Origin of the sequence: Agathobaculum ammoniilyticum, from assembly GCF_025567315.1 — a bacterium.
Lineage (GTDB): Bacteria > Bacillota > Clostridia > Oscillospirales > Butyricicoccaceae > Agathobaculum > Agathobaculum ammoniilyticum.
The window spans coordinates 132,933-145,791 of sequence record NZ_JAOQJE010000007.1 but is presented as its reverse complement, the minus strand read 5'-3'; the positions used below and the strand labels follow the sequence as shown (position 1 = coordinate 145,791).

The 12,859-nt window shown below is 50.3% G+C and carries 8 protein-coding genes; 1 reads left to right on the top strand and 7 read right to left on the bottom strand.

Going from position 1 to position 12,859, the window contains the following annotated elements; translation table 11 throughout:
• Positions 1-701 precede the first annotated feature (701 nt).
• On the bottom strand, positions 702-2,225 hold the full coding sequence (locus OCV66_RS09585; protein WP_147574202.1) for a DUF6076 domain-containing protein: 1,524 nt from the start codon (positions 2,223-2,225) through the stop codon (positions 702-704).
• 276 nt (positions 2,226-2,501) lie between these two features.
• Here OCV66_RS09585 and OCV66_RS09580 point away from each other — a divergent pair, with 276 nt between their 5' ends.
• On the top strand, positions 2,502-5,021 hold the full coding sequence (locus OCV66_RS09580) for a phage/plasmid primase, P4 family (RefSeq protein WP_147574201.1): 2,520 nt from the start codon (positions 2,502-2,504) through the stop codon (positions 5,019-5,021).
• A 634-nt stretch (positions 5,022-5,655) separates the two neighbouring features.
• Here the strand turns inward: OCV66_RS09580 and OCV66_RS09575 are convergent.
• The 6 genes from OCV66_RS09575 to OCV66_RS09550 form a co-directional block, all read right to left on the bottom strand.
• A complete protein-coding gene (locus OCV66_RS09575; protein WP_147574200.1) occupies positions 5,656-6,270 on the bottom strand; it encodes a recombinase family protein in 615 nt (204 codons plus the stop codon).
• Positions 6,260-7,513: a TniQ family protein gene (locus OCV66_RS09570; protein ID WP_147574199.1), complete on the bottom strand. Its 1,254-nt coding sequence runs from the start codon at positions 7,511-7,513 to the stop codon at positions 6,260-6,262. The genes OCV66_RS09575 and OCV66_RS09570 overlap by 11 nt, the downstream gene beginning before the upstream one ends.
• Complete coding sequence (locus tag OCV66_RS09565; protein ID WP_147574198.1) at positions 7,514-8,827, bottom strand: ATP-binding protein; 1,314 nt, start codon at positions 8,825-8,827, stop codon at positions 7,514-7,516. It abuts the gene before it with no gap.
• Positions 8,824-10,773, bottom strand: a complete 1,950-nt coding sequence (locus OCV66_RS09560; protein WP_262564344.1) for a transposase family protein — start codon at positions 10,771-10,773, stop codon at positions 8,824-8,826. Before OCV66_RS09560 ends, OCV66_RS09565 begins: the two co-directional genes overlap by 4 nt.
• A gap of 716 nt (positions 10,774-11,489) precedes the next feature.
• Positions 11,490-11,945 (bottom strand): transcriptional regulator NrdR, encoded by a 456-nt coding sequence (gene nrdR, locus OCV66_RS09555; protein WP_054326682.1) that lies wholly within the window; start codon positions 11,943-11,945, stop codon positions 11,490-11,492.
• A 99-nt stretch (positions 11,946-12,044) separates the two neighbouring features.
• Positions 12,045-12,836 (bottom strand): sugar phosphate isomerase/epimerase family protein, encoded by a 792-nt coding sequence (locus OCV66_RS09550; protein WP_054326681.1) that lies wholly within the window; start codon positions 12,834-12,836, stop codon positions 12,045-12,047.
• Positions 12,837-12,859: the final 23 nt, after the last annotated feature.

The window sequence follows — 12,859 nt, the reverse complement described above, 5'->3', positions numbered from 1 at the left end:
CGGCTATGGTCTCTTTAAATAAGCTCTGGATGTCTTCCATGCTGCCGATGTTCGCCATCTGCAGCAGTTCACGGATTTTCTCCCGCCGGGCCTTTTCTTCCGGCGTGCGATTCTTTCTGGCCATATGTATAACCTCCTGTGTGATGCTTCTATTCTACACCACTCAGGAGGTTTACACATAATTTGAAGAAGCCTCCGGCAGGGCATATATACGCCATTCCATCAGCGCTGCAGCCGCACTGATTTAAGCCGTCAGGCAGGATCGCCTGTCAGCCAGAATCAGATTCGCCAGCGAACATTGACACGAAAAGCAGCAAACGGATCATCAACGAACTTCCAAAACTCAAAAAACACCTCCGACATTGATAAAACCACTTGTGCTCAAATCGAGCACAAGCTGCATCCAGCGCAATTCTGGCCTTAACAAAAAGAGCCCCGCACGTTGATTGCTCCCTCCATGAGAGACAGTGAGAGTAAAAGACACTGTCAAAACAGGAGGGAGCATTATTATGGCGTGCTTCTGGGGTATCCTAAACCGGGAACGCTATTACGGCAGGCGCTTTACCCGCAAGCCAGAGCTCGTCCAGATGATCGAGCACTATATCCACGGGGTAACATCTGAGGGCAGCGGAACTGGGGCGTGCTTATCCCCACGGAGAAACGCAAGCTCTACCTGGCAGCATAAAAAGTGGCTTCAACGCCTATATCAAGCCATCCTTTTCTCGCATATCGTTTTTCCATGCCTGATACTTTTCGGATCTGCTCTTAATAGATGGTGCTTTTATTTTGTCAAGCGCATCTTCCTCACGTAGTTTATTCTGTATCACTTGATCTCGCACATTCTTGCAATACGCTTGCCATTCTTCAAGGCGCTGTTCGAGCTCTTTTTTAATCTCTTTGATCTCTTTTTCCCTTATCCTATATTCCTGTGCACGCAAAAGACGTTTTTGAGACTCTAAATACCCATCTAATTCCAGATGCCTTTTATTTACCCAAGTCTGATAGCTATGCCTATTTTTTGAATACGCTTTTTCTACTGAACTGCTTTCTAATTTCTTAGACCAGTTTAGTTGAGGGCCAATTTTATTGCATGGTTGGTTTCCGAACTCAGGATTTCTGCTGTGGCAGAACACATTTCTTCTTGAATATGGTATGAAATATTTTCCACACAATCTGCATTTCTTAGGAATTGATCTCTGATGTCCCAGCGCAAACGTCTCCGCAGCTACTAAGCCGCTGATTGTTTTGCATATCCATGTCTGTGGCCGCGCCTTACTTAGCTTATTTAACTTCTTTCTCTCTGCCTGTTCTTCACCATACCATTCGTCATTATTATCCAAACTATGAACAATATCGGGTTGGCAATCTTGCAGAGCCTCTCGTATCCAAGCGATTTCCGCAAAATCTTCTTTCTTCAGATACCTGTCGAAAACGCTTGGCAGTTCTATTCGGATTTTATCAATTTCATTCATAAGGGTAAAGATACTGTTAACGTAACGCTCCATTTCAGCTTTTCTATGAACAACCATGCATCGGCTCGCATCTTGACAGTTGTTTATTCCGTCCAAGCAATGCATCTGGTCTGCCTGTGGCCATTTCTTTTCCCTAATTCCATGTGACCTATAACAGTCACCATAAATAAATCTAATCTGGTCATCTGTCGTATAACCCGCGTCTGCCAAACATTTCTTTTGTCCAAACATTATTCTAACTATGAAATCCGAATTTTCCATTTCAGAGCGAGCGTACGAACGCTGTTCATTTTTGGTCTTTGTTATAAATCGTTTCAAGCGTAACCAACCACGGTCTTTCTCCGTGCCTGGAACTTGCATTTTACGCTGCTGTTCATTTTCCTCTTCATTTGATCGAATTCGATTCAGTTCAGAATTTCTCAACTGCACAATGGGTATCATGGGTAAAGCCAAAAAAATCTGCTGCATCCACTTTTCATCAAATGCCCCCGCTATCTTCATTATACGATTAGATATGTCCAGTATCTCCAGTTGATCCCAGTCCTGTTTTAGAACTCTTAACCCCTCATATACCGACTGAATTGTATTTGAGCTTAAGCCAAATATATAATTGACAATACCGCATACTGGGAAGTCATACTTGAAAGCACTTTTGCATTCGCTGTCTGTAACGATCAGTAGTGTTTCTTTTTTATCCAGCTCACGGCTTGATCCGTCAACTTGTGAATTTGAAATGATAACGCTTGGATCCATTTAATCCCCCTTATCATTTTCGCTAAAAAAATTATTAAAAACAAATTATGGATTGCAATTATTGGATTTTTACCAAATCAAAATAACATTCTCTTAATCTCATAAGAATGACCAATGAATGTGTTAAAATATTGATTAATCACTTTTTCATCGTTCACTATTCTTTCTCCACCGACGTTGCGTTACTATGTTCGTGCTGACCCGGGCACCTGCAAATGCGCTCAAGCCAGCATTAACACACAACCTCAGATCTTTTTGAAAGGAAAGTGAACGGCTATGACTTCGCCATCACAAGGTATAGTGGGGAACGTGAACAATATCCCACCGGAGCTGCGTCAGCTACCATTCTTCGTTGTACGCAAAGGGAAACTCCCATATAACCCCAGAACTGGAAAGCTCGCTCGTACTAACCAACCGGACACCTGGTGTTCATTCGAGGAAGCCGTTGAAGCTGTTAGCTCCGGAGCGTATGACGGCATCGGAATCGTCATCCCTAAGGACAGTGGTCTCGCCGCTATTGATCTGGATACTGTCCGTGATCCTGATACTGGCTGGATTGATCCTATTGCGCGTGAGATCATCGAACGCTGTGGCAGTTATACCGAGGTTTCCATGTCTGGGTATGGCTTCCATATTCTGGGGCACTATAATTTCGGGTCCTTACAATGGACGCGCCGCCGGCTACCGGAAAACAACATCTTTCGTCCCGATGTCGATCGCACGACAGGGAACACCAAGCGCAATCAAAACGGCGAGATTATCTACAAGCGGCCGGAGATCGAAATTTACAGCCAGTCGCAATATATCGCGCTGACTGGCGACCTTTACGGACTCAATCGTGATTTGCGTGACCTGAGTACCCTCATATCCGAGTTAGCACAGCGTTTTGCTGAGCCCAATCAACTAAAAATACAGACTCCAACTCCGACAGTTCCCCCTTCACTCGAGTTCCCTGCTGCTTTGCCTCCAACTCAGACAACGACGCCTCCGATCGAACAAATTCTGAAGAAGGCTCGAAATGCAAAGAATGGCGATAAGTTTTCGAAGCTGATGGATGGCGATTTGAGTGAGTACAACGGCGACCACAGTCGTGCGGATTTGGCACTGTGTTCCATGGCCGCCTACTGGACGCGTGCCGATCGCAACATCATGGATGCCATTTTCCGCATCTCAGGTCTGATGCGACCTAAGTGGGATGAGCAGCGCGGTGGAAAGACGTACGGTGAACTCACCATTGAGGAGGCAATCAAAAACTACCGCGCTAATCCGCCTCACGTCTCACCTTCCTCTCTCGAAGCGACATCCACCCCTACATTAGCCCTTCAGAAAACCGGTAAACTTAACAACTCCGGGCAGTCACTACTTAATCAGATCTCCGCGCTTGACCCCCTTCATCATATCAGCCTGATAAATACTGAACTAGGAGGCGCTCAACTATTCGCCCACATTTTTGGTGCGTTTTGCAAATTTGTTTCAGAGAGCAGGCAGTGGTATATCTACGACGGGAAGAAATGGGCTCCTGACGATATTCGTCTAATGGGTCAATGCCAGCAACTGGCTAGTGCGGTTCACAAGTACGTCATGAGCTTGGAGATAAAAAATCCCGATCTGCAGAAGGCCGCACACAGTGCAGCCAAGTTATGGACCAAACGAAATTTTCGCGAGAGGGTGCTACGCGATGCCGAGGTCTACTGTGTCGCATCGTTTTCCGACTTTGATCGCGCGGAATACCTTCTAAATGTTCAAAACGGCACCATCAATCTGAAAGATTTTTCGTTCCACGACCACTCGCCTGATGACCGGATCACCAAAATGGCAGCTGTCACCTATGATCCTCAGGCAAAATCCGAAATATGGGAAAGCTTTCTTTTGCAGATTTTTGATGGCGATGAGGAAACCATCGATTACGTTCAAAGAATTATAGGGTACAGCTTACTGGGCAGTTCCCCAGAAGAATGCTTCTTCGTATTCTATGGTAAAACGCGCGCCGGAAAGAATACATTCCTGACACCGATTCAGGCAATGCTCGGTCAAGATTATGTAAAAATCGTAGCACCTGAAACGATTGCAGTCAAGAAATTCAGTAATGGCAGCGCGCCCAGCGAAGATTTGGTACGTCTTTCTGGCATGCGGCTTGCAATCATTGATGAACCGGACAAGCGCCTGCACATCAACAGCGGCTTAATCAAGCGGATCAGCGGTAATAACGCCATCACTGCACGCGGGATGTATGCCCGCAGCTCGGTTGAAATTATACCAACATTTTCATTGTTGATCGCCACTAACTATCTGCCGAACATCGACGACCCAACAATTTATAACTCCAACCGTCTTCGTCTCGTTCATTTTGCGCACCAATTCTCACTAAACGAACAGGATCATTCTCTCAAAGAAAGACTATGCGATCCTGTGATCCTATCAGCTGTATTTAACTGGTGTCTGGAAGGCTTGTCCAAATACTACACGCGCGGACTTGTGGCTCCCACCAAGTCACAGCAAATGCTTCAGGATCTGACCCTCGACTGCGACCTGATAGCAACATTTTTCAACAATGAATTGGTCTCAGATCCTGAGGCTGACATCAAGCTCACCAGCGTCTATCTACAATACAAGCAGTGGTGTGAGCAACTCAACTACACGCCCGAACCGTACAATGAGTTCTTGCATCTGGTTGAGGCGCAGTATACGGTATATCGCAATAAGCGTCCCCGAAACGCAGGACGTAACGCAAGTCCTGCCACTATTTTAGTGGGATATCGCGCTAAGTCTTGCTCAGGAAACGATCAATACAACTAATAACTCCTATGTAGGGGGTCGCTCTGCGATCCCCTACCTGTATATGTAGAGCCATTTCTACTGCAGCATTGTAGAAACCTCTGTCTACTATGATAGCCGTTTTTTCAATCTCGTCAAGCCCCTGTTTTAGCTTCCTCCGATAATAATGATAAATTCAGATAACAGGTACCAAATTTATCAAATAGTGAATGAAACCAACAAAAACATTGTGCCTTTAGGATCTTCTTCGGGGTTATACACTGTTTTCACAGGGGGGGAGGGATTTGCTAATAGTGCTACCGTATACACCATTTTAGGGTGTGGGGTGTGTAGGATGTGTAGCACTATTAGCTGATCTTGTTTGTAGTTTACATCGTTTTCACGGGGGTGTGTAGGATGTGTAGTACTACTATCTTATTGTTTATAGAAAAATAACAGGAATGAATAAAAAAATTAGAAAAATAATTATCCCCCCACACATCCTACACACACTACACCCCCTCTCCCCTGTGCTTACTGTGTTCACTTGGACTTTTCGATGCACATCAGCCGATTAGATAAACAGTACTGACAATTCAATGGACAAAGGCCAAAGGCTGTCTGCTCTACTGAACAGACATCTCGTATGGCTATTATATCTAATTTCTTGCAATTATTAAATTCGTTTTTCGATCAACTGAATGTACTTATACACCGTCGGCCTGCTCACCCCGGCAAGCCGTGCGAGTTCTGCGACGGATAAATTTTGCGCCCGATACAAAGCATAATACCGCATGAATTTGTCCGGGATGGAATCCAGCGTTGTTTCCGGCCGGCCAATATGCTTGCCCTTGGCTCTGGCATTCTCCATGCCGGATTTTACTCTGGCTCTGATCATGGCGAGTTCCAGCTGTGCAAACACACCGGCAATCTGCAAAAACGCCTCGGTCATCGGATCCGGATGATCGGTGCGGCAGTCCATCGTGATACTGCCCTGTATGATCAGCCGCAGATGCTTGTCCCGCACAATATCAATAATATCGCAGAGCTGCTTGACGCTGCGGGCAAGACGGGGTACCTCCAACGTAATGATGGTATCGCCCGGCTTGGCGGTTTCCAGCATCAATGCCTGTTGCTCTTTGTTGGCAGCGTCTCCGTGCTCGTATTCCAGCCAGATCTTCTGCGCTCCGGCAGCTTTGAGTTCCCGCACCTGACGGTCTATGTCCTGCTTCTCTTCGCTGGTCGAGCAGCGGGCATAGCCGTGCGTGATATTGTTTTTCTCATTTCCCATGTGTCTGCCTCCCTCCCGACCGATGCCACGTCCGGAGTTCTTTATACATACAATACCGCAGTGCATGGCTGTATGCCTGCATGTTATGTTCCGCCATATAGCAATCCAGCATATGCTTCTCCTCCCGCGATAGATGGATCGTTACCGTATACCCCTGCCGTTCCGCCTCCGGTTTACGCTTCCCGCTCTGCACCCAGAACGGGTTGATGCTAAAGCGCTTGGCATATGGCATCACTTGTTCTGTACGGATTCCCAGATCTGCGGCAACACCTTGCTTGGTGAACAGCCGTCCGGCGTCTGCCAGCTCCTGCATCCGGTCTCGAAGCGCAATCGGGATCTCCTGCCCCCCAAACAGCGCATCCGGTCCCAACCCAAGCAGGATCGAAAGAAGCGCATATTCCTCCGGTGTGCTGATTTCCATATTGCGCAGCCTGCGGATATGTGCAGATGTGATCCGTTGCCCGAAAGCCTCAGCTACAACAGCTGCGCCGAATCGTTCAACCAGCTTTTGATACAACCGCTCCGTATCCCATGACAAGCGCCGCACACTGCCCGGTGCCAACAGACCATTGTTTTCTGCCGCCCGGTTCAGATTATCTGTGCTCCGATTTGGCTCTGCTGCAAAGGGCATCGTATACCATCGGTTCAGCAATTCGGTCAGGGACTTTTCCCACGGTTCAGCCTCCCTATTGATTGGTTCACTTACCGCGGGGATCTGGACCAGTTGCCTGCTCAGCGGCATAGTCGTCTTCTGCCCGGCTGCTTTCAGCCTGCACCCATGTCTGGGACAGAGCGGCATCAGCGGGATCTGATGGGATACATGCCAATATGCCTCTCCGGATGTTTCGCGGTCCTCCTGTGCACACATCGGGCAGTAACGAAGCGGATGCTCCCGCAGTTTTTTAGTGATGGACAGCAGATGCGGCTGGATATCCTCCCCTTTGCAAAAACGCTCCAGATAGTCCTGCTTTTTCTGTGTCGGGAGAAACCGCAGCCGGAACGGGAACAGTGAATGGTGCAGGGCGAGATCCCGCAGATCAAGCGCCCCTTCCGGAAGCTGTCTTACGATTTGCTGCATGGTCTCGTTCGGCATCATATCCCCAACCTTGGGATAACTCGTCTGATTAGGAAACAACAGCGAAAGGGTATCTGTCCAATACGCCATACCGGAGTGCACATGGAAACGGACGATCGCACTGTACCATAATTCATCCGGATACAGAGAAGGAAAGAACCCGACCATTCAAACCATCCTTTCCGCCAGCCCGCAGTCGATCAGGAGCTCACAAAAAGCATCCGCCCGTCCGGTTCGCTTCCACAGCTCCAGCAAATCGTCTGCGCTGCGTGCTTTTGCTTTCCGCCCTCTGGGTTTGGCGTACATCCGGTTGACTTCCGCCTCTGCTGTGTCTGTATCCAACAGCCCCTGTTCTTCTATCACCGGGACAGAAAAGTCCGAAAGTGATGTACCGGCGGCATACCGCTTCGGCACACTGAGCGACAGCAACTCGATCGCCTGTTTGATATCCTGCTCATCCATACAGTGCTTCCCCTGCGTCAGTGCCTGCGCCTGCGACTCCTGAAAAATCTGAAGGATATAGGCCGGGATGCCACCCGAATGATCATAGATCCGATTCGCCGCCGCATCGGTCAGCACCATCCTGCCGGGCGTCACCTGGTACTGCCACACCTGTTCCAGAAAGGTCCGATATGCTGCATCCGGTTTGAGCGGAAGCAGACGAAGCCCCCTTGTCCTTCGTTTTAAGTGCTCTTGCTGGCTGAACAGCTGATCCGCCTCTGAAGTGCCCACAAAGTACAGGCTGGTGCAGGTATCGTTGACCAGCTCCACAAGGAATTTGACCAGCGGCTTTATCTGCCGGTTCTTCTCTGCTGTGGAGATCACGTTCTGCAGTTCATCCACCACGATCAGTCCGATCCCGTGGTTGAGGCAGATGATCTTGACCTGTGTCACCAACGCGCTGGCAGATAACCTGCTCTGTCTTGCTGCAATCCGGAAGTATTCCGACCCGATCGCCCGATCCACTGCCGCAATCATGCTGTACGCCAGCGTCTTGATCGAACAGTCTGCCGGGCACTCGACAAAAAGGTACAGAATCTGCTTTTTATAAAAAGGTTTCCCCTTGTATTCCGTATGCGTGATGCACTGCGGCAGAAGAGACAAACATCGACGCACCGCAGAGGTCTTACCGATTCCCGGCACGCCCAGCAGCGAACCACTCTGCGCCTGTGTGGCAAAGCCTGCACTTCCATGATCCCGCAGCGCCTGCATCTGCCGTACCGTATCCAGCATGGTCTTGGTCGTATAGGTCGTACGGATCGCACGCAGCAGGATATCATAGACGGTATAGAGATAATCCATCGGAATGTACAGACCGGATAAGTATGACAGGCAAACATGTCTCTCCTGCTGTGTGATATCTGCCATGTCCGGCGGGAACGGAGGTCTCCCGTATATCCTGCGGAAAAATGTCTCCCGATCCATCTGCTCCGGCACCGACTCCAAAAAGGGATTTCCGGTCATCTGGCTCCGCATACTCATGTGCGTTTCCTCCTCTCAGTTTCTCTGTTGGCTGAGATCTCACTGCCGGATTGCCTGCGCTTCATACCTCCGTTTTCCGCCTGCCGGATGAGCTCTTTAGTACTTCTCAACAGTTCGATCCGTGCCTGCACATCCTGTTTATCGAGCATATGGATCGTTTCTTGTGCATGCTTCCGGTACAGCTGTGCCTCAGAAGCCGCCATACCGGTATAACAACTGCAGCTCTGCGCCAATGCCAAAGGAAGATAACCACATTCATACAGCAAATACGCTTTTGCAGTGTTTTGCGCATCAAAAGCAACGGTCACCTTCTGCCCTCGCAGCTGTTCCAGTAAATTTCGCAATTCCGGGTTTATATAGACAAACCCATCCCATTCCACACCACGTCTGGTAACCCTGGCCTCCTTCCGTGGCAGTGCCAGACAGTAGATCTCCTCTTTCTCCACCTCCAGCAAGTCGGAGCGTCCGTTTTCCTGCATCCATCTCCAAATTCCTGCCGGCGTCATCGGAACCTGCTGCTGCAGCATCTCCGTTGATGCCGGATAATTTTTCAGCGGCCGGTTGTTCAAATATAAAATGATCCGGAGCAGCAGTTCCGTGTACTCCTCAAGTGTCAATACCGCCTGGCTGCGATAGTCTGTCGACCACCGCTCCTGTGCATCCGGCTCTATCACACCCTTGCCTCGCAGCAGGGACTTGTATCGACTTTGCAGCAGGTCAAACGTTTTTTCCACCAGGCTTTTCCGATCCGGACGGAACGGCGGCAGGCTTTCCCGCTCCATGCCATAACGGACGCAGAGCTCACCAACCCGTGCGCTTTCAAATTCCCTTCCTTTATCTGTGATGATCTCCGCAGGCAATCCGCTGGACGGCCACTGCTCCTGTGTCATATGGATACCATATTTCGAACAAATCTCGACTTTGTCCGCCGCTGCATTGGCCAGACACGCCATCACTGCGTTTTCTCCTGCTTCCAAACCGACATAGATCCCGGCAATCAGTTCGCTTACCGTATCCACTGCCAGATAAATATTCGGCCGCCCAATGACCAGTGAGCGGTCAAAGCTGCTGACCAGATAGATATCCGCCTGTGTTGCATCCATCTGATAGCTGCCGAGGTGATCCTTCCACAAAGGAGCTGAGCCGCCCAACAGACGGTGATTGCGCTGATAGTCGGACAAGCCCTCCCGCGCAATGATCTTATGGCTCTTTTTGTGCATCCCACTGCGGTAATAATACTGGCGGAAACTGTGCCAGGACGGATATTCCGGCAAGAGCTTTCCTTCTTCATCCGTATACTGTTCCAGCAGCAAACAATCATATGCATCCCGCAGAGAGGGACGCTTGGCTGACAGGTAATAACGTTCGATTGCCGCCGCAAATATCTTCTTCTGCTCTTCCCGCTTCGGCTTCAGGGCTTTTCGCTTCAGCTGTATGGTTCCATGTGCCAGAAAAATATAGTACAGCCGCAGCACACGCCTTGATGTGGTATGGTGCTCCTGTGCGATCCGGACTGCCATGCGGCGGCGCAGGATCTTATCTGTAATACAGGCACGTTCTTCTGTCAATGGCCGGATCATATCCAGCCGTTTCTGCTCTGCTTTGGTTCTCGGGCCGTCGGGTTCAGCAGGTACAGCAACCCGCTTCCCCCATCCTGCGCGCGTCAGGAAAACCGGTGCGCCGGGCGTTTCATATGGGATCAGCCAGCCGCCCTGTTCCTGTTCGATCAGCAGCCGATAGATGCTTCCGTTGATCTCCAGATACATTGCTATTCCGCCTCCCCTGTCAGGACAAGCCGCCAGTCCTCTACGCCTCTGGCTTTCCAGTAGCGGTGTGAAAGCTCCAGTTTCTCGATTTCCGCATGTTTTCCCAGCAGATCCGCTGTCACGATCTCCCGGACCGCTTCTCCTCCATCCTGATCTGTGATCACAAAGTCCGTTGTCCATTGGGTCTGCAGATAGGCGCCTCTTATCCCGACACGGTCGATCCTCGCGATCCATGCTGCATCCAATGGATGATTTACTTCATAGCTGCGTATCCTCGTGTCCTCCTCCAGCAGCTTTGCATAACGTCTCGCCTGCGGAGTATGTACACAGAGTGTCGTTTGGTTCTTCGCGCTGAAGAACACAATATCCCGTGTCTTTCTGCCGTATTTTTTCATTTTTACGCATCTCGCTTTCGGATAATCATTTTTAGCCGTCCAATTATGCTCAATTTTTGCAGTTTCCCTGCAAATTCTCGGCATAATGCAGCCCTATTACCCTTTGATTTTGCGCGCTCTGTTTTCCTCCTCATACAGTAACTTTTTGCGTATTTTCTTATCAATACACACATTTTCATCACCGTATTGTTCCGAAAACCGTTTTCCTCCTTTTCTGCATCAATTGCAAAATCTCCGTTTAATAGGAATTATCCTGAAACGCCCTGTTATCCTCCCGCCGAAAGCCGCCCGAACATCCCACGAAATTCGGACAGATTTCATCCGAGGACATTTTTCCGAATCATTTTATTTCCGTTCCATTCCGAACATCAAAAACCGATCTCCCGCCAATTTCCGCTCATTTCTGAACAAAAAAGACCCAAAGCACGTTTCCGTACCTTGGGTCCTGATTGGTTACTTTGGTGAGACGTTGGGGGTGTTTTGGCGGGGAGGGGCTCATTTTTATTTATCTTTAATCAAAGTATTAAGCTCTTCCATGAACGTATTGATATCTTTGAACTGGCGGTAGACCGAGGCAAAGCGCACATAGGCCACCTCGTCCACCTTGCGGAGCTGCTCCATGACCAATTCTCCGATGACCTTGCTGGATACCTCACTCTCGAGCGAGCCGAACACCTTCTGCTCCACATTATCCACGATCTGCTCGAGCTGCATGAGCGAAACCGGCCGCTTTTCGCAGGCCTTCATCAGCCCGTTCAACAGCTTCTGGCGGTCGTAGGCCTGTCGGGTACCGTCCCGCTTGACCAGCATGAGCGGCATGCGCTCGACCGTTTCGTAGGTGGTAAAACGCTTGAGGCATTTGAGACATTCGCGCCGACGGCGGATACTCGTCCCCTCGTCGGTCGGCCGCGAATCGACTACCTTGCTGTCCTCATAGCCGCAAAACGGACATTTCATCGGGCTTCACCCTCGCAATCCTATAAAATGTGAATCATTTGTGGTTATTATACCACCCCTTGTATAAAAAAGTCAACCATAGCGGGCGCATTTACCCCGTCAAACCGTCAAAAAGCGGGAAAGCACGCTCACGGCGCGCGCCAGGTCGTCCGGTCCCGTGAAATTCGAGCGGTATACCTCGATCAACGCATGCCCGCTGTAGCCGGCTGCGCGCAGGCGTGAGAAAAAGTCCGCGTAATCCATCGTTCCCGCCCCGGGCAGCAGGCAGCTCTGCTCGGCTGAGAAATCGTTGATATGGATGTTTACCAGCCGTTCCCCCACTGCATCGATGAATTCCCTCGGGTGACGGCCGGCGCGGTGCGCCTGCTTGATGTCGAGCGTGTACCGCAGCGCGGGAACGTCGCGGTACAGGGCGCTCAGGAATGCGGGGTCGCGCGAACGGCACCACGCCACATTCTCCTGCGCGAGCGTCACGCCGCAGGAGGCTGCGAGCCCGCACAGCCGGCGGTATACCTCGCACTTGCGCGCCCAGCGTGCCGGATCGTCCGCATGCCCCATATCGCGCTCCCCGTGGAAGGTGAAAAAGCGCGCGCCCAGCGCCGCCGCGCATTCCAGATAGCGCTGGTACTGCATCAGCCCGTCCTCTGTGCGGCGCTGGTAATCGGAGAACAGGAGCAGCCCCTCCATCAGCGAGGTGTAGGGGTGGACAGACACGATATCCAGCCCCAGTTGACGCGCCTGCGCGCCCAACTGCTCATAAAAGCGCGGCGAGAACTCGCTCTCCGTATTAAAGAAAACCTCAACCGCATGCACGCCCAGTCCGGCCAGGATGGGCAGTATCTCCTCGACCGGCTGCGGATAGAAGCACGCAGTCGAAATGCCCAGACGCATGGGGGTCCCTCCTTTTCCAAAAA